We start from the raw sequence: 19,274 nt of genomic DNA on the forward strand, positions 1-19,274 counted from the left end.
TTTCATCGAATATATCCATACTATCACCTTCCAATAAGTTGTATGATCAATAATGTAATGTGATATCAACTAAGTTCATTTATGTATCATAAATGTTAATTAGAACATATATCTATAGTAAAACATATAGGAGGTCCATTATGAATGAAGACAATTACCCAAGTCCTGTTCAATTAGAAAATGCAATATACACAATAGGAAACTCCGTAGAATCCGAGGAGATAATTAATAGATATTACCAATGGTTAATTGACAATATTCCAGAGTCTGAATTTACTCCAGGACAGAGTGATCGAATAAGGAATATCCTTGAAACTATACATCAAGATAGGATTAATCATAATAGAATCTTAAAAAATATATATTATGAACTTACAGGAAATGTTGTAAATATAGTGGAAAGAGAATTTGCTCAACCTGAAGACTTTAAAATTGAAATTATGGCGGAATATATCAGAGCGTTAGAGGGCATCCAGAAATACAGACTCATTATGTTCGGAATGCCTAATCTTAGTTATAGAGACTTAATTTATATCATTATATCTGACAAAATAAGGCATGCAAGTTTATATAATTTTATTACTGCAAGCTTGAATGATTAAGTTGCTCCATATTCCGTTTCTAAAAAGCCAAAAGATATTCCGTCATTTGGCTTTATTTTTATCTCTAAAACAACCTTCAACCACACCTTAACATAGGTTTAATTCCTTTTCATCAAATATATCCATACTATACTCTTATACTAGTAAAATAAAGCTATAATAAGCCCTCCAATGTAAAATATACTTTCATTTATATCAATAATATAGGAAAATATTTACAATTATATTATCTATATGCTGTAGGATGTATTACATGATCTTCCGTGGGATTTATATGCGATAATTCTGTGTCAACCAATGAGATCCCCCTTTGTACTGCATAATGGCCAAATCTATATCTAAGCTTATCTATAGTATTATCTATCTTTTCGTGCTTCTCTATTTCTTTAAAATTATCTCCAAAGCTCAATTGTACATAGTTAGATGTAGATAAATTACACGCTCTTACTCCTAACTTCTCACAGGTATAAAAGGTTGATGMTGTATTTTRAACAGTCATATGCCTTGTTAAATAGCTCGTTTGTTGTGTGACAAGTATCCTAAAAAATCACAGCTTTATGTAGTGTTTTTTTTTTAAAATTTACATTAGAAGCGAATTAAATATAGATGTTAGATTTGAATTTAGAGAAGAGAAGTTATAAATTTCTAACGTATGATACTAGCGACCTTACATTATCTTTATTGGTAAAGTCCATTGGATTTATATAAGCATCTAACATCCCYTTAATATCCTCATCTCTATCTCCTTCTTTTATTCCCTTTAATTTGATTTTCAATATATTCATCATAACTTTGTCTATCATATTTARATTTTTATAATTGAATGCACCTCTTAAATAAAAATGTTTTATATCCTGTAAAYCTTTAAAATTCATTTCCTCAATAGYTTTTATATCTTCATCTCTTTCACCAGTTGAACATCCTACTGAAAATACTACAATATTTTTGTCTTTTAATTTATCAATATCTTTTGATATTACCTTAAATCCTTTTATATTTCCTGCATGTAACCATCCACCATAAATTATAGTATCGAAAATTTTTAACTTTTCTACTGTAGCATCCTTTGTTTCAATTAATGTACATCCTAAATCTTGTGCTATCCACTGTGCATATTTTTTAGTACTTCCATATCTTGTTTCATAAACGACTGCAATCTTTTCCATTATATTCTCCCCTTATTTGTTAGTATCAAGAAATTATTTTATAATAATCTTTTATAACATATATATTAGCACACATCTGATTTTATAATATCTTTATTTAAATATGATATACATCTAATCCCGTCCAACTTTAATTCAAATATATAATCTGGTGAGTCAAAAGCCTCTTGTTGATATAATGAAAGTATATCAACAAAATAGGAAAATGTTTACGATTATATTATCTATATGATGTAGGATGTATTACATGATCTTCCGTGGGATTTATATGAGATAACTCGGTGTCAACCAGTGATATTCCTCGTTGTACTGCATAATGTCCGAATCTATAACGAAGCTTATCTATAGTATTATCAATCTTTTCGTGTTTCTCTATTTCTTTAAAATTATCACCAAAGCTCAATTGTACATAGTTAGATGTGGACAAGTTACATGCTCTAACCCCTAACTTTCTAACAGGTATAAAAGATTGATGATGTATTTTAAACAGCTCAAAAGCCTTATTAAATAGCTCGTTTGTTGTGTGACAAGGGATAATAAGTTGTCCTTGTCTCTCATATGACGATAATGTCCCGTCTCTTATCGTTATTTGTACTGTACTACATACGATACCATGCTTTCTAAATCTCTCTGTACACTTTCTACAAATAAAAAATAATATAAATAATATCAAACTATGTCTTATTTATTGCTTATTGCATATAATTTAATATTAATAATAAAAAGGGGGAATTTGCATGATCAGTAAATTTTTATGAGTAATAGATTAAATCTTCTATGTTAGGAGAGGAATCTATATTAGTAATAAATTAAAATCTTCTATTTAAACGTGGGTTAATTGGTAGTTAATAGATAAAATTTTCAGCAATTCAACATCATCGTTTATAGTTCATTTGGCCAAATTAACAAAAAATTGCAGCAATTTAAAAAGGATTACATATTCAATGTAAATAATCAAATGCACTAGTTAAATTAACTAGTGCATTTAATTGACTAAATTTTAATAAATGGACGGTATAATGCTCTCACCTTCTCTGATTCCTTTTTCACCTATTCTCTTTAAGTTCCTTTGTAGCTCATCATTTACTCTGTTGAGTATAAATTTGATAATATTATAGATATATGAACTATTTATATATCCTGTTATTTATTATAACGATAAATATAGATTAACTAGTTTATTTACTCTATTATATATTTATTAAAAGTAAAAAGATAATAATAAATAGACTAATATAAGGAGACATAAATGAGCATAGGACATAATATACAAAAAAATAGAAAAGGAAAAGGGTTAACGCAAAAACAATTATCTGAAAGATCATCTATAACTATAAATAAAATTAGCAAATATGAAAGAAATGAAATAGTTCCAAGCAAAGAAGATATCAAAAAAATAGCAAGTTCACTAGAAATTTCTACAGAAGATATTGTACAAACAGATAAAATACCTAAATATTATTTATTTGCAAATTATATATTAAAAAAAGCTATGGATTATTCCCAAATAAATAATACGTCTATTAAGGATTCTGTTTATAGCATATTAATAGAAGAGTTGATACAAAATCAAAAATCTGAAGATAGATTTATTAACTTTGCTTCAGAAAATAGAGCAGATAATATAAAAGGTAACCAGAATAATTCTGAACCCCAATACATCATAGATAAAAAAATAGATTTAATAAGCAAAATAAATAATAATCTTGATAATTTTGATCTTTTGTCTTTGAAAATGATACTAGATATATCAAATAAACTTAACTTTTAATTGATTAATATTGCATTTAAGTAATTTGATTTTATCTATAAAATATAAGCAATAAAAAACATCCGCATGGGTTACGGATGTTTTTAGCTCAAAAATGGAAATTCATCTTGCCGTATGAATTCTCATAAGTATTATATCAAATAAAATAAGAGCTTTGTTAATTATAAAATAATTCTATAGAGACTACTTTTAGTATTCATTTATCTTATTCTATAGAGCGATAAGAACTTCTTGCATCCCGCTATTAACATAAGTCTAATTATCCCTTTTTTATCGAATACATCCTACTATCACCTCTTAGGTATAGTATTGTCAAAGATGGTTATTTCACACTATACACTAACTATTATGTTGAAATAGAAAAACACCCGCATCGGAAACGGATGTTTTGTATATCGAGACAACAATGGATATAAATTAGCTCTATTTAATGTAATGCTGTTGTCAAAGATATTATTGATTAGACTTAAATTTATTATTTTCTTATTTCCAAATACATAAAACATCCGCTCAATATAAATGATAACGAATGTCTTTATGTGTAATTTTATAGCTATTTTCAAGTTTATTATAACAATAAATATTGTTAAATTAGTTAAATTAATGTTAAAAATATTTATTTATACTTTAAATAATTTAATGTTGCTATAACATTGGTTTAATTCCTTTTCATCAAATATATCCATACTATACTCTTATACTAGTATGGTCTGGGTATCAACGAAGATAATCGTGAGGTTGAGGTGACTTTTGAAGATAATAAAATAACTATACAAAAGATAAGCCTAGATTAATACACTCATTCGGCAACTTATCTTCTCTAATACCTTTTAAAACTGGCTGTCTTAATGACCCTCTATCATTTGGCATATACTCTACGGTAGCAACTAAGGTAGGCTCTATCCAAACAGCATCTTCATTTCCAGATCCAGAAGGTACGTTTTTAATAGGCGGTAATTCCCTTTTTATATTTGTACTCATTTAACTTTCTAAGGCTTACAACTAGAATAACATGTCCTTTATATATCAATTCGTTTTCTTCATTATATTGTGACTAATTTACTACTTATGAATGAGCTTTGATACGACGAATTATCCTTGAAAAGCGGAGAAACGAAGTAGTGTTAAATATGCTTAAATAGATTGTCATGCCTATGTGATATACTATTGATAATATATAATATGAAAGAAGGTATCACTATTGGAAAAGTACATTGCACTTTTACGAGGTGTAAACGTAGGAGGTAAAAACAAAATATCAATGCCAGAATTGAAACTGGCGTTTGAAGAAATTGGATTTTTAGATGTTATTACTTATATTAATAGCGGTAATGTTATTTTTTCTAGCAATACGCAAGATAAGAGCGAATTGATAAGAAAAAGTGAATCTATAATCGAAGATAAATTTAAATTAAGTATTCCTGTAACAGTTATATCTGCAAAAGAGTTATCAGATATCTTGAAAAATGCCCCAGTGTGGTGGAATACAGAAGATAAGGAAATATATGACAATGCAATTTTCGTAATTCCTCCCACTAGTGTAGAAGAAGTATTCGCAGTAGTTGGTAACGCGAAGCCTGAATATGAAAAGGTTGATAACTATGGTAATGTAATTTTTTGGTCTGCTTCTTTGAAGACTTTCAATAAAACAAGATGGTCAAAAACTGCTAGTTCATCAGTAAATAAAAACGTTACGATTAGGAATGCAAATACAACAAAAAAACTTTTAGAACTTACAGAAAAATAAAGATATCTAAAATGAAAAATTGAATATGTAAAAGGTAGACACTTCAAAAAATGAGGTGTCTATTATTTACCTAATTATTTGAAAGGACGTGATACTACGAAAGCAGAAAAACAAGAAACCAAAGGTCGCTCCCCATCGTGTAAGACCATCAAACAAATAAGATTCATTAAAACCATAAAACAGAAAGGATAGGTAAAAATATGGAACTTAAATTGTCATTCCCAACATGGAAAAACATTCGGCAAATTATAATTTGCTGAGAAATATATAATCATCAGAATCAAATGCCTCTTTATGTTCTGCTATTAACATTGGTTTAAATCCTTTATCATCGAATATATTCATAATAATCCATAATATCACCATCCTAAAAATAGTATGGTCAAGATGAGTTGTTTTAAGCATAAAAAAAGAGCTAGTAATTTTAAATAAATTAGCTCTTTTTATAATTTATTAACATTCATTTATCTTTACATCTTCCAGAATTGGTTTTTATCTATCACCCATACTTATCTGAATTACACCTGTACTATGACTACTATAGTTAAGTTGCATAGTTTGACTAAATTTTACTACAAAGTTTCCAGATCTATTACTTGCTCTTATTCCAGGTCTTGTAACCCAAGAATTCTGTCTTCCAGCTCTAGCTTTAAATTCCCATCTACCTACGGCAAGTAAATTCCGTTGGCAAAATAGTAGTATACACCTCATAAAACGGCTATATTTAAACGTTATATGGCATCAAATTCTTTAATGGACAAATAAGTTACTTTGGCTATATTGTTTTTTATAAGCTTATCTAGTTCTTTATTACTTAGGCGATTGTACTTATTTATAACTTTCAAGTCTTCACTTTTTTCAGAAGATATTGCCTCAATTAAACTCTCAACAGATTTTATTTTATATTTTTTATAATCCTTCATAAGAAAAGATACACTTTGATTTTCTAATTCGTTTTCTATATTCATCAACCTGGATATATACTCATCCTTTTTATCTAATACGCTCTCTTTCTTTGTCACCAAATCATTTAAAATCTCGTTTGTTTCTATTAGTTGCTTTGAAATTACACGCATGTCCAAATTGATAGTGTTATAGTACAGATTAATCATCATAACAATAAATACACAAATAGATGAAGCTAATACTAAAATATACTTCTTCATAAACTCCTCCTTAGTTAAAAATATTCTCAATAAATTCTATTCAAGGAGCGTACAATAAATACATTTTGAATAAATATTTATAATTTTTACCATTTGATATTGTAAATTTTCCTATATTATATTAAACTACTATTAAATTAATTAAACTGCTTTAGGAGGCTTAATATGTTTGAAAGAATAAAAGAAATAATTGCAGACCAATTAGGGCTAGATGATACAGAAGAAATAACTACAACTACATCATTAGTAGACGATTTAGAGGCTGATTCATTAGATGCTGTTGAAATAGTAATGGCACTTGAGGATGAGTTTGATATAGATATTCCTGATGAAGAAGCTGAACAATTTAAAAACATTGGAGATATCTGCAAGTATATCGAAGAAAATAATTAATGGATGCAAAAAGAATCAATTGTTTGGTTTGCTCCATGCCAATTCCTGTGATACGGAAATAAACGTCGCATAACCAAATCAATTGATTCTTTTTAGTTAAGTCCTTCCTTTTGGCGGGACTCCTTTTTTATTATATTTTTACACTTTTTATAACTATTTTAATAATTATTTACTAGTTATGTACTCAAGTGGCTTTTGTATGTATTTTACTTGGTTGAAGAATTTTTTATTTTTCTTCATAAAAAGTAACATTTTTTATAACTATATCAAATGTTCCATTCTCATTTTTTCTCATACTGTACTTCATAGGATCTTCAAAGTCTGTTAAGTTTCCCTTGATATCAAATCCATTATCAGTTTTTATACCTCTCTTTTTAAGCTTTTTTTCAACCCATTCCTTGTCAATACTAAAGTTATCTACTAATCCCTTTTCTTCCATAAGTTCTTTAAAGCTCTCTTTTTTATCTTCATCTTTTAATGAACTTTCTACAAATTCATTTAAATCTATACTCTGCTTCTCTTTTAATGTGTAATTTAGTATACTTCTAACATCTTCTGCCTCTTTGATATTTTCTCCAAGTGCATTTGTTATCCAGTTCTCTGTAGATTTTTAAATACTCTCGTCTTGTATTTATCATCTTCTACTCTCTCTGCATTTAAAAAATCTGCTATAAATTTAGTATCTGTCCCTTCTTTTTCAGAATTCTTGTCTAAAAGTCTTAAATGGTACTCATCGTTAATCCCACTAACACCGACAAAGGCACATTGCTTTGGTTTTTGAGTCTCTGTTATACCTATTTCATTTGCTACCATTTGAATATTAAACTTGTCATCTATAAATTCAATTGAATGAGTGTAAAGTTTCTTGTAATCCAGCTTAAGTATAGCTATATTTTTCTCGTCTTTTATTGTGTACAAACATACTGCTAAATCACATGATTCTAGCTCTGAATTTATCTTCATTATTTCAAACAAATACGAAGCTATCTCCTTAGAGTTATCTAAAAATGTATCTTCATTGTATATCATCTGCTCGCAACAATTTTTTATAACATTATCGTTATAATCCTTAAATACCGCTTTCCTTACATCATCATCCTTACTAACTCTTTTTATAACTTTTTGAAAAAATCCATCTACCTCTTGATTTATCTTACCTTCAAAATCATTTAAAATTGGAACATCGCTATTTTTATCTAGTACGTGCACTATAAACTTATGAATTATCATTCTATCACCCCAAATATTTAATTTATCTTTATTATATTATTTTAATTTGTCTATTAAATCTTTCATATCTTTTGGAATATTTGACTCAAACTCCAAAACTTCCCTAGTTCTCGGTTGCTCGAATTTCAAACTATAGGCATGTAGAGCTTGTCTAGTTATTAAAGATTCATCCACATATCCGTACAGATCATCTCCAATAATACCATGGCCTATATATTCCATATGAACTCTAATCTGATGTGTTCTGCCAGTAAAAAGTTCAACTTCTAGAACTGTTGCATCTTTTAGTCTCTCTAAAACCTTGTAGTGTGTAACTGCATGTTGACCTCTATCATCAACTAGCCTCTTTATAGTATCATCATTTGATCTATATATAGGAACATCTATTACTCCTTTGTCATCTTTTACTACTCCCTTTACAATCGTTATATACTTCTTTTCAACTTTGTCGTACTTCATATCATCTGAAAGTACATGGTGTGCATAAGCATTCTTTGCTACTATTACAAGACCGGAAGTGTTCATATCCAATCTGTTTACAAATCTTATTTTTACATTTTCATCCTTTTCATCAATAAAGTGTGTAACACCATTTGCAATAGTATTGTCTACATGACTCTTTGTAGGATGGACAACCATAAAAGGAGGTTTATCTACCATAATAATATCAAAATCATCGAAAAGTATATTCAATTTTAAATCTTGAGGCTCAAAGTTTGCCTTGTCTTCATTTATTTTTACTTCTATCAAATCTCCACTTTTTAATTTTGCATTCAGTTTTTCAAACTCACCATTCACTAAAATACTCTTTTCTCTTTTCATCCTTGAAAGAGATCTCACCGAAAAATTTAATTTATCTAAAAGCACATCCTTGAGGATACTAGTCTCTTCATTTCTATAAGACATAAGGTTGTACTTCTGTAATTCTTTATCGAACAACATAACCCCTACTTTCATCTATTTTATTTCATCGTAACATTATCTATTTTACACTAAATTAGGTCGAATAGATAATAATATTTTAAACAAGTTGTGTTATAATACAAGATAGAACATAGAGAGGTGAGTATATGAAAAAAATTATTACAGTAAACTCAAATGAACTGGCAAAATCTCTAGAAACTAAAAAAATCCTAGAAGAAAGATTAAGTTCAAAAGGATTTGACGTTTATCCAGATTTAAAGCCTGATACAGAACTTATCATTTCGATTGGTGGAGATGGATCTTTTTTAAAAACTGTACACGATTTTAATTTTCCAGATGTTCCTATAATAGGTATAAATACTGGTCACTTAGGGTTCTTCGCTGAAATATCCCCCGACAAAATAGATAACTTCGTCGAAGCCTACTCAAATAAAGATTTTATTATGCAAAATATTTCACTTCTCGAAGCGGATGTTAGAACAAAGGACTCTTGTTTTAAAAAACTCGCAGTCAATGAAGTGGTTGTGAGAGGTGATAAATCTCGAGTTATTCACCTAAACCTAAGTTTTGATGATAGAATGATACAAAATTTCAGCGGTGACGGTATGATAGTATCGACATCGACTGGTTCAACTGCATACAACTATTCTGCTAGAGGAAGTATTGTAGATACAAGTCTTGAAGTAATACAAATCACTCCTCTACATCCAATCAATACTAATGCGTACAGATGTTTTACATCTAGTATAATAGCATCCAGTGAATCTATCATTAAAATTTCACCTGAAAATACATTTGAGGATTCAACACTTATAGTAATTGACGGAGTTGAACATAGATTTAGCAAGGTAGACTCAATTAGGCTTAATTTAGCTAATAAAAAAGTAAAACTACTTAGACTGCCAAATTATGAGTTTTGGAGGAGAGTTTCAGAAAAATTTTTATAATATATCAAGATACATTCGGAGGAGAAATATGAAAATAGGAGTTATGAGTGATACACATGGAAGTCTAACGTATTTCGATAAAGCAATGAAAGCTTTATCAGATTGCGACATGCTGTTTCATGGAGGAGATATCCTTTACCACGGTCCAAGAAACGACCTTCCTGTGGGGTACAATCCAAAACCAATGATAGAAAAATTAAATCAACTTAAAAATATAGTAATTGTTAAGGGTAACTGTGAGGCCGATGTAGATCAAATGGTTTTAAAGCATCCAATCCAAAGCCCTTATGCCGTTTGCCAAATTGATAAGACTAGATTTATTTTAAATCACGGATATACAGAGCCAAAAGAAACTATAATAGAAAAATCCAAAAATATGGGTGCTGATGTACTAATATTAGGTCACACACATGTAAAAGAACTAACTGATTTAGGAGATATAATAGTCCTAAATCCAGGAAGTACATCTATTCCAAAAGATGGTTCTAATTCAGTTGCTACAATAGAGGTTTTAGAGGGTTCCGATAAAACGAAAAATAAACTAGATATAGTTTTTATAGACTTAAATACTATGGAAGCTATTAAATCAATATAATTAAATAAATTTTATAGTGTTTAATAAAAATGGCAAAACCTAAAATATATAGGCTTTGCCATTTATTAGTGTATTATTAACGTTGTGCAAATTTCTCAGCTATTTTAACTATAACTTGAGAAGCCTTAGCCATAGCATTTACAGAAACACATTCATTTTTACTGTGGAAATTTAATCCCCCAGTAAATATATTTGGACAAGGTAATCCCATAAATGATAGTCTTGCACCATCTGTACCTCCTCTTATAGGAACTAATAATGGCTTTACACCAGATTCCTTCATGGCCTCTTCAGCTATATCTACGATAAATTTAATCGGTTCAATTTTTTCTCTCATGTTGAAGTACACATCGTCTAGTTGATATTCAACTCTTCCATTGTACTTTTTACTAGTGCCTTCTAAACTCTCTTTGAAGAAAGCCTTTCTTTCTTCGTATTTTTCTTTTGAATGATCTCTTATAATGTACTCCATAGTAGCTTTTTCTACATTACCGTTTAAACCATTTAGATGATAGAAGCCTTCATAACCTTCTGTTGTCTCAGGTCTTTCAGATGCTGGGAATAATTCTGATATTTCAGCTGCTATATAAAGTGCATTTACCATTTTATTTTTTGCAGTTCCAGGGTGAACATTTCTGCCTTGAATAGTTATGGTAGCGTTTGCCGCGTTAAAGTTTTCATATTGAAGTTCTCCACAGATTGCTCCATCTAGAGTATAAGCATATTTTGCACCAAATTTTTCTACATCGAATAAGTCTGCTCCTCTACCAATCTCTTCATCAGGCGTAAATCCTAATTTTACATCTCCATGTTTTATCTCAGGGTGTTCAACTAAATATTCGATTGCAGTTATTATTTCGGCTATACCTGCCTTGTCATCTGCCCCTAGTAAAGTTGTTCCATCCGTAACTATTATATCGTCACCTTTTAATTCTTGAAGCTCTGGGTAGTCAGCAATATATGTAACAATATTCAGTTCTTCATTTAAAACTATATCTTTACCATCGTAGTTTTTTATAAGTCTTGGTTTTATATCTTTACCACTTACATCTTCATTAGTATCTAGATGTGATACAAAACCTATTGTGTCTACTCCGTCAGTGTTTCCTTTTAGTGTAGCCATTACATAACAGTTTTTATCTACAGAAGCATCTTCTAGCCCTAATGATTTTAGCTCATCAACTAAATACTCGGCAAAAGTTCTCTGTCCTTCTGATGATGGGCAATTTTCATTCTTTGAGTCTGATGTTGTATGAAAAGATACATACTTTAATAATCTCTCTACTACTTTTTGCTCCATTTAAAACCCTTCTTTCTTATATATAATAAAAAAATTGTTGTGCGATAAATAAGTTTAATATTTATCACACAACAATTATAACACACTGCTATCAAAAATTGGGCTACACTTATAATATACCCACTTTTTTAAGTATATTATGCATACATACAAACCCAAAACAAAATAAAATCCCGATTACTCCTTTTAATTGTATCCCTATAAATATAGCAGCTATAGTTGCTAGAGGACTAAGTCCTATATTTGCTGAGATCAATTTAGGCTCTAGTATCTGACGAACCACAGATATTAATACGAATACTACAGTCATTCCTATCGCTACAAAATAGTTCTTTATCATAATATGATAGACTATTATTGGTAGGTATATAGATATAATTCCTAAAAAAGGTATTAAATCCATTAGCGAACCTACTATACCTATAACAAATCCATACGGTAGTCCAAATATCAAGAAACTTAAAAATATAGTTGCTGCAGTTATACTCATAAGTATTGCATATGCCTTGATATATCCAAATATAGACGCCCCTATTTCATTTCTTACATTTAAAACCTTTTTTCTAACTTCCATAGTAAACATATTGTAAAAACTTGCTTCCATTTTGTCCAAATCTTTCGCTATAAAATATGTAGATACAAACAGTGTAACTGTAAACATAAGTATGTACGGAATAGATGTCGCTAAATTTATAGTACTTGCTAAAATGCTTTTAGAAATACTCATTAAGTTTCCGCTAAATTTTGATGTAAGTTCTTGAATATCAATGTTTGCCATACTGTTAGCCTGGCTTATAAGGATATTTGCTTTATTCACAATATCAGCAGCTAAATCAGTCAAGTACGATCCATTTGATGCGTTGTTTATAAATATCATCAACTGCTTAGTCAAGTTAACAACCCCCATAGATGTCAGAGTTATTACTAGAGCAACGGCAATAAAACTCAAAAGCAAAGTTGATATTCCTTTGTTGATTTTAAATTTATTAAACATTTTTTGTGATATTGGTTTGATCATAAATGCTATTAACGTTCCGAGGAAAAATGGTGCAATAAAAGGAAAAGCTTTGTATATAAACAGAAATATCAATGAATAGATTACTATAAATATAGCATTTCCTTTCAATTTGTAAATAAAATCTTTTTCTAAAATTGGCATTTTATACTCCTTTCTAATAATGATTTTTCTTTTGCTTTTAATCCTTTTTTTTATTCTTATTTAAAAATAATAAAGTTTATTCTATTAAAAAGGTTGTCTTTACTATAGAAATTGCATTCTATTTCGAGACAACCGCTTAATTACGTATATATCCTGATCTTTTTGATTCTATTCTTGTCAATGCTCTCAATGCAGAACTTTATTCCATCTAACTCTATAACTTGATTTTCCTCAGGGAATTTTCCTAAAAACCCTATTATAAATCCTCCTATAGAGTCAAATTCGTCGGACTCTAATTTTACGCCAATAAGCACATTTACATCGCCTATTTTTGTACCTCCATCTACAATGTACTCATCTTCTTTGATTACTTGTATTTCATCTTCATCTTCATCGTATTCGTCTTCTATCTCCCCAACAATCTCTTCTACTAAGTCTTCAATTGTCAGTAGACCAGAAGTACCTCCGTACTCATCCACTACTATTGCCATTTGTGATTTAGCTAATTTCATTTCGCCTAAAAGTCTCGCAACTTTTTTGAATTCGTAAGTAAAGTACGGAGTTCTCATATAGTTCTTTATATCAAAATCTTCTACTTCTTCATCAGTTAAAAATATAATGTCTTTAAAATTAAGAACACCTATAATATCGTCTACTGTCTCTTCATAAATAGGCATTCTACTTAATTTTTCTTCTTTAAATGAAGCTATAATTTCATCATAACTGTCTTCTACATCTATTGCTACAATGTCTATTCTTTGAACCATAGCACTTTTAGCTTGCATATCTCCAAATTCAAAGACATTGTTTATTATTTCTCTCTCTTCAACTTCAAGAACACCCTCTTCATGGCTTACATTAACCATTGTTTTAAGATCTTCTTCAGTTACATAACTTGTGTTTCCTTTATTGGGAATTCTAAAAACTTTAAATATAAAACTTGTTACTTTATCTAGTAGCCAGACAACCGGTGTAAGAAAAGTTATTACAAATTTTATCGGCTTTGATACAAATAATGCCACTCTTTCTGAATCATTAGCTGCAATTGATTTTGGAGTAATCTCACCAAATATCAATATTAAAACTGTCATAATAGCTGTCGCCATTACTACCCCTTGTGATCCAAATATACCTACTAATAGTGATGTAGATATAGAAGTAGCTGCTATATTTGCAAGGTTGTTTCCAACTAGTATTGCACTCAACAGCTTTCCTGAATTCTCTGTTAAAGAGCTTACTAATTTTGCTCCTTTAACTCCCTCATCTTTCATATATCTAATTCTTATCTTGCTCAAAGACATCAAAGACGTCTCTGAAGCTGAGAAAAACGCAGATGTAATAAGTAGTAAAGCTAGTATTACAATCTGTGCTATATCATTGGGCGATTCCAATCTTTACCACACTCCTAATTACTTTGTTTTATTAATATTTAAGTCTCTTATCCCGATATTTCTATTATTATATCATAATTATATAATTTATGGAAATTTTATAAATTAATCTATTTAATACTTTATTGTATCCACTTTCTATTTAACTGTACTCAATATGGGTCTTTGATCCAACTCCACTCTTACTTGGATTTACTAAAAGTTTAATTGGTACTCTATTTTTAAGCTCTTCAACATGACTTATAATTCCTATACTTAGTTCATCTCCATGTAACCTCTCCAGTGACTCCATTACTATCTCTAAAAGCTCGGCATCTAGTGAACCAAAACCTTCATCCAAGAAGAAAAACTGTAGAGGTGCTTTTCCTTTTAGCTGAATCTGTGAAGATAATGCAAGAGCTAATGCTAGAGAAGTTAAAAATGTTTCTCCTCCAGACAATGTGTCTACACTTCTTCTCTCCCCGCCATTGAAATTATCCCTCATAACAAAATTAAGTCTCTCATCTATCTCAAGTGCATATCGTCCTCTTGTTATAGAGTCTAATTTATTTGAAGCTTCTAAAGAAATATATTTCAATTGATTTGTAGCAACATACTCGACAAACTTATTTCCTTGAATAGTCCTATCCAAATCATCCAATAGATCAACTTGATGCTGAACTGCTTTTAGCTCTTCAGTTAATACCTTAACTTTTTCTAGAGATTCTCTCAGATTGATTTCTTTATTTTCACCTGCACCAATTCTCTTAGCTATTGATGATACATCTTGCTTTAAATTATCTATTTTATTTTTTGTACTCACTAGATCGTCTTCTTTTATAGTTTTATCTAAAACCTTATCATCCAATTCTCCAATTCTAAGATTGATAAATTTTTCTTCTTCATTAAAGTCCTTAACCTCTTTTTCTATAGCATAAAGTTCATCGGCATCTATTATAGCACCTTTAACTTTGTATATATCTTTGAATCCGCTTACGACAATAATCTCTTTAAGTGATTCTTCCTTTGAGATATACTCAGACCTAGATTCCGCTAAACTAGCTTTTATTATATTTCTATTAGAATCATTTCTTTCGTATTCTTCTTTTTTTCCATCAAGTTCTTTACTTGTAGAGTTTTCTTCTTCATGTATATTTTTGATACAACTTTCTATCTCATCAAGTAAGCTGTTTGCTGGTTTTCCTTTAGTTATTTCACTAAGTTCTCTAGTCTTAGTTTTTTGGGTATTCTTTTTATCCAAATACAGGTCTTCTAATTTATTTAGATTTATATTTACTTCATAAAATCTATTCTTAGATTCATTTAAATCTTTTTCTATAGATTCTTTATCCAATTTAAGCACTGTAAGTGATGCACTAAGTCTTTCTATTTCTTTTTCATTTTCTTTTATCTCTTCAACTTTTTCGCCAAAACTCTCTACCCTTAGCGACGTCTTAATACTCAGGTATTCATTTTTCAAACTAGTGTATTTATTCTCAATAACTTCAACTTCATTTTTTAACTCTTCTATAACTTTTCCTTTACTGCTTATTCCTTCATCTAATTTGGATTCTTCAATATCAACATTATTTTTTCTATCCTTTAGCTCCAATATCTTTTTTTCACATTCTTGCTTATCATTCTGCCAATTTTCAAAGCTTACTTTAAACATATCTAAGCTTTTTTTCTCTTGTTCAATAGATAAAAATATTCTACTAGAGTTATTATCTCCAATATTTAATTTGATATTTTCAAATTCCTCAGATTTTAGCTTATGCGCGTATTCAAGTGAGTTTTGTTTAAGGGATAATCTCTCAATTTTATCTTTTACTTCTTTATGTTGTATATTCATTTTATCCAGTTTATTTTCAAGAAATTCTATTTTCGGATCATAATTTACCGATTCTACCTCTCTGTGTTCTAATGAACCACATACTGGGCAAGGACTTCCTTCTTTTAGATTTTTCCTGAATCTCGTAGCTTGATTTAAAATCTTAAAGTTATCTATTTCTTCCTCTAATTCAAACTTCTTTTCTTCTATTTTTTCTTTCTCAGTTCTAAACTCTGAAATCTCTTTTCCTAATTTAAATATGCTCTCTAAAATTTCATTTACTTCATCTTTCAATATATCTCTTCTTTTTTCACTTTTATCTAAATTTAAGGCATATCCTTTAAGTTCCACTATTTTTTTTGACTTCTCAAGTATATCATCATTGCTTCCTGGACATTTTGTCATAATAAACTCTAAATGAGATTCCTTACTTTCAAGTTCACTTAGTATATCCTTTTTATTCCTTTGCATATATTTATAGTTAGATTTAAACTCATCATATTCTTTCAATAGATTATCAAGCTTTAAAGACTTAATCTTTTTTTCTTCTGATACTTTATTATATTCTTTTTCCATATCGTATGAATAAAATATCTTTTGTTTTAAGTCAACACTTATAGATATCTCTTCGAGTTGATTTTCTAACCTCTCAATATTATTAACTATTGATTTTAAATTTGCTTCTAATTCAGAGTTCCTTTTTTCCAAAATAACTTTTGAATTACTGTATTCATTTTTATCCGAAACGAGTTTTTTAATTTCTTCTTCAATAGTTTGTAATTCATTCTCCAATTTTAAACCGTATTCTAATCTTATCTTTTCTTGGCTCATTTTAGGAATATCATCAAATTTTGATTTTAAAATTTCATCATATCTATATTTTATACTTTCAAGTTCTCTTTTTAAAAATACACTGTCCTTTTCGTATACATCAAGTTTATTTGAGTCTTCAGCTATTTTCTTATTTAGATTTTCAAAGTAAATTATATGAGGCTCTATCATCGAAGCTTTTTTAGATTTTTCTATAGAGATTTTTTTCTCTTTTATTTCATCTCTTTTAGATTCTAAATCCTTTAATCTAGTTTTATACATACTTAGTTTATTCTGTTGATCGTAAGTAATTTTATCTTCTTCGTAGATTTTCTGAAGTTTATTTAGATCTTCAGTATTACTCTTTTCAAGTAATTTTAGTCCCTCAAGCTCTCTTATTACACTTTCATAAGCTTCTTGAGACACTTCATCGTACTGAGTTAATTTTGATTTAATATCGTACAGATTTCTTAAATTGAAATTCTTTCTTCTTTTTACCTTTTCAGAGAGACCTCTTCCATACTTCTCAAGGTTGAATATTCTCTCTAACATATCCCTTCTCTCTGAACCAGTTAGTTGTAGAAATTCGCTAAATTTTCCTTGTGGCAATACTACAGACCTTGTGAAGTCATTTGCTGTAAGACCTATTACTTCTGTTATCTTCTCGTTGACCTCTCCAACTTTGTCTGCCAACACATTTTTATTCCCATCATTTAAAATCTCAACTAACCTAGCATATGATGTCTTTGTTCCAGTCTTGCTTTTAACCATATTTCTGTCTACAAGATATCTTCTCTTATTGTTTTTCGTACCTATTTCAAACTCATAAGATAAGACTGTTTCTTTGCTAGAGCTATTAATAAATTCTTTGGTATTTCTTGAAATATTTCCATACATAGCCAAGGTTATAGCATCAAGTATCGTCGACTTTCCGCTTCCAGTAGGTCCGAATATTCCAAATAATCCCCTCTCAGTAAGCTTTTCAAAATCGACAATTTGTTTATCAGTATAGCTATTTAAACCAGATAATTCTAGTTTTATCGGTCTCATCCTAGATTTCACCTTCTTCATATATTATGTCCATGAATAAATCCATAAGCTCTCCCTTTGGCTCAACACCTTTGCTAAATACATAGAACTCTTTAAAAAGTTCGCCCATAGATTTTTCTTTTAAGTCTATTTCTGCTTTTGTCTCTATTGTATTGATAATAGGTTTTATCTCTATTATATCTTTTAACAACTCTTTCATTGTTTTAAGATCTGACTGGTCAATAACCTCATCAGTAGTTATCTCAAAAAATGACCATATATCTCTATCCTTATTTTCTTCACATATTTTTATCGCTTCTTCGACTCCATTACATTTAAATACTTCTATAGGTTTATAATTTTTAAAGTATACTTTTTCAATTACAGCATCTTCGCCTACATGTATATCTACAATATTGGCTCCTTTTGCATACACTCTCTCACTTTTACTATACTGCAAAGGAGATCCAGAGTAATATGCACTGAAGTACTCTGATGCCTTCTGAGGCTTGTGAAGGTGCCCAAGTGCTATGTAATCGGCTCTATCTGGTAAATCCTTTTTCTCAACTAGCAAACTTCCTCCAAGCTGGATAGGTCTTTCAGAATCAGAGCTGTCCCCACCAGTTATAAATATATGTGATACTGCTATATTAATACTTTCCTCATCAAAGTTTTTTTCTAGTTCTCTAAAAATATTTCCAACTTTTTCTGAATAGGAGCTCTGTCTCTTCTCCTCAGTATCGTTATCTTCAATTAAATCATTTAATCTCTTTTCACTTGGATACGGAAGTGATAATATTGTAACATCTTCTCCATTTATATTTAACTTTGTACAGCCTTCTTTTGCTTCTATAATTTTAAATTTCTTATATTCACCTAACTCCGCCGAACTATTTGGTTTTCCTAATATTATTATTCCTTGCTCAAGAGCTAGTGGAACTGCCGCCGATAGTCTATCAGGATTATCGTGGTTCCCAGATATTATAAATACACATCTTCGTCCATTGTCAGCAAGCCTAGATACTGTCTTGTAAAATAACCTTTCCGCTTGAGCAGATGGATTATATGTGTCGTATATATCACCTGCAATTATAACTAAATCTATGTTTTTTTCATCCACTAGTTCTATAAAATCTTCACAAAACTTCTCCTGTTCATCGATACGAGAGTGACCTTCTAGAGTTTTACCCAGATGCCAATCTGATGTGTGTATAAATCTCATTTATTACTCCTC

The 19,274-nt window shown here is 29.5% G+C and carries 18 protein-coding genes and 1 pseudogene; 6 read left to right on the plus strand and 13 right to left on the minus strand.

Features of this window, described 5'->3' with window-relative positions:
- Nucleotides 1-140: 140 nt before the first annotated feature.
- The gene (locus tag T473_RS0113100) at nt 141-602 is read left to right on the plus strand and encodes a hypothetical protein (protein WP_024622164.1); all 462 of its coding nucleotides are present in this window, start codon (nt 141-143) and stop codon (nt 600-602) included.
- A 226-nt stretch (nt 603-828) separates the two neighbouring features.
- On the opposite strand, the gene T473_RS0113110 is transcribed toward T473_RS0113100, so the two are convergent.
- The 3 genes from T473_RS0113110 to T473_RS0113120 all read right to left on the minus strand — a co-directional run bounded on the left by T473_RS0113110 (nt 829) and on the right by T473_RS0113120 (nt 2,441).
- Complete coding sequence (locus T473_RS0113110; protein ID WP_152522316.1) at nt 829-1,101, minus strand: hypothetical protein; 273 nt, start codon at nt 1,099-1,101, stop codon at nt 829-831.
- Between the two features lie 136 nt (nt 1,102-1,237).
- Complete coding sequence (locus T473_RS0113115) at nt 1,238-1,768, minus strand: flavodoxin domain-containing protein (RefSeq protein ID WP_024622310.1); 531 nt, start codon at nt 1,766-1,768, stop codon at nt 1,238-1,240.
- Between the two features lie 220 nt (nt 1,769-1,988).
- The gene (locus tag T473_RS0113120; RefSeq protein ID WP_024622311.1) at nt 1,989-2,441 is read right to left on the minus strand and encodes a DinB/UmuC family translesion DNA polymerase; all 453 of its coding nucleotides are present in this window, start codon (nt 2,439-2,441) and stop codon (nt 1,989-1,991) included.
- Between the two features lie 576 nt (nt 2,442-3,017).
- Between T473_RS0113120 and T473_RS17400 the strand changes: the two genes are divergently transcribed.
- Nucleotides 3,018-3,539 carry a helix-turn-helix domain-containing protein gene (locus T473_RS17400; RefSeq protein WP_024622312.1) on the plus strand — a complete coding sequence of 174 codons (522 nt, stop codon included), beginning with the start codon at nt 3,018-3,020 and terminating at the stop codon, nt 3,537-3,539.
- Between the two features lie 768 nt (nt 3,540-4,307).
- Here T473_RS17400 and T473_RS0113130 read toward each other — a convergent pair.
- Nucleotides 4,308-4,520 (minus strand): ATP dependent DNA ligase, encoded by a 213-nt coding sequence (locus T473_RS0113130; protein ID WP_024622313.1) that lies wholly within the window; start codon nt 4,518-4,520, stop codon nt 4,308-4,310.
- A 220-nt stretch (nt 4,521-4,740) separates the two neighbouring features.
- Here T473_RS0113130 and T473_RS0113135 point away from each other — a divergent pair, with 220 nt between their 5' ends.
- Nucleotides 4,741-5,286: a DUF1697 domain-containing protein gene (locus T473_RS0113135; RefSeq protein ID WP_024622314.1), complete on the plus strand. Its 546-nt coding sequence runs from the start codon at nt 4,741-4,743 to the stop codon at nt 5,284-5,286.
- Between the two features lie 492 nt (nt 5,287-5,778).
- On the opposite strand, the gene T473_RS16885 is transcribed toward T473_RS0113135, so the two are convergent.
- Both T473_RS16885 and T473_RS0113145 read right to left on the minus strand, forming a co-directional pair.
- A complete protein-coding gene (locus tag T473_RS16885) occupies nt 5,779-5,997 on the minus strand; it encodes a hypothetical protein (RefSeq protein WP_038300652.1) in 219 nt (72 codons plus the stop codon).
- Between the two features lie 20 nt (nt 5,998-6,017).
- Nucleotides 6,018-6,452 (minus strand): hypothetical protein, encoded by a 435-nt coding sequence (locus T473_RS0113145; protein ID WP_024622315.1) that lies wholly within the window; start codon nt 6,450-6,452, stop codon nt 6,018-6,020.
- Nucleotides 6,453-6,617: 165 nt separating this feature from the next.
- Between T473_RS0113145 and acpP the strand changes: the two genes are divergently transcribed.
- A complete protein-coding gene (gene acpP, locus T473_RS0113150) occupies nt 6,618-6,845 on the plus strand; it encodes an acyl carrier protein (RefSeq protein ID WP_024622316.1) in 228 nt (75 codons plus the stop codon).
- A 226-nt stretch (nt 6,846-7,071) separates the two neighbouring features.
- Here acpP and T473_RS16890 read toward each other — a convergent pair.
- Together T473_RS16890 and T473_RS0113160 are read right to left on the minus strand one after the other, a co-directional pair.
- Nucleotides 7,072-8,075 (minus strand): annotated as a pseudogene (locus T473_RS16890) (nucleoid-associated protein).
- 36 nt (nt 8,076-8,111) lie between these two features.
- The gene (locus tag T473_RS0113160) at nt 8,112-9,014 is read right to left on the minus strand and encodes an RluA family pseudouridine synthase (RefSeq protein ID WP_024622317.1); all 903 of its coding nucleotides are present in this window, start codon (nt 9,012-9,014) and stop codon (nt 8,112-8,114) included.
- A 131-nt stretch (nt 9,015-9,145) separates the two neighbouring features.
- Here T473_RS0113160 and T473_RS0113165 point away from each other — a divergent pair, with 131 nt between their 5' ends.
- Together T473_RS0113165 and yfcE are read left to right on the plus strand one after the other, a co-directional pair.
- Complete coding sequence (locus T473_RS0113165) at nt 9,146-9,946, plus strand: NAD(+)/NADH kinase (RefSeq protein ID WP_024622318.1); 801 nt, start codon at nt 9,146-9,148, stop codon at nt 9,944-9,946.
- Between the two features lie 28 nt (nt 9,947-9,974).
- A complete protein-coding gene (yfcE, locus tag T473_RS0113170) occupies nt 9,975-10,541 on the plus strand; it encodes a phosphodiesterase (protein WP_024622319.1) in 567 nt (188 codons plus the stop codon).
- Between the two features lie 76 nt (nt 10,542-10,617).
- On the opposite strand, the gene pepT is transcribed toward yfcE, so the two are convergent.
- The 5 genes from pepT to T473_RS0113195 all read right to left on the minus strand — a co-directional run bounded on the left by pepT (nt 10,618) and on the right by T473_RS0113195 (nt 19,262).
- Entirely contained in the window at nt 10,618-11,841 is a 1,224-nt protein-coding gene (gene pepT / locus T473_RS0113175) for a peptidase T (protein ID WP_024622320.1), read from the minus strand.
- 109 nt (nt 11,842-11,950) lie between these two features.
- Nucleotides 11,951-13,000, minus strand: coding sequence for a sporulation integral membrane protein YtvI (gene ytvI, locus T473_RS0113180; RefSeq protein ID WP_024622321.1), 1,050 nt, complete (start codon nt 12,998-13,000; stop codon nt 11,951-11,953).
- Between the two features lie 140 nt (nt 13,001-13,140).
- Nucleotides 13,141-14,391 (minus strand): HlyC/CorC family transporter, encoded by a 1,251-nt coding sequence (locus T473_RS0113185; RefSeq protein WP_024622322.1) that lies wholly within the window; start codon nt 14,389-14,391, stop codon nt 13,141-13,143.
- Nucleotides 14,392-14,533: 142 nt separating this feature from the next.
- Entirely contained in the window at nt 14,534-18,061 is a 3,528-nt protein-coding gene (locus tag T473_RS0113190) for an AAA family ATPase (RefSeq protein ID WP_024622323.1), read from the minus strand.
- 1 nt (nt 18,062) lies between these two features.
- On the minus strand, nt 18,063-19,262 hold the full coding sequence (locus T473_RS0113195; protein WP_024622324.1) for a metallophosphoesterase family protein: 1,200 nt from the start codon (nt 19,260-19,262) through the stop codon (nt 18,063-18,065).
- Nucleotides 19,263-19,274: the final 12 nt, after the last annotated feature.

Source organism: Clostridioides mangenotii TR, from assembly GCF_000498755.1.
Classification (GTDB): domain Bacteria; phylum Bacillota; class Clostridia; order Peptostreptococcales; family Peptostreptococcaceae; genus Metaclostridioides; species Metaclostridioides mangenotii_A.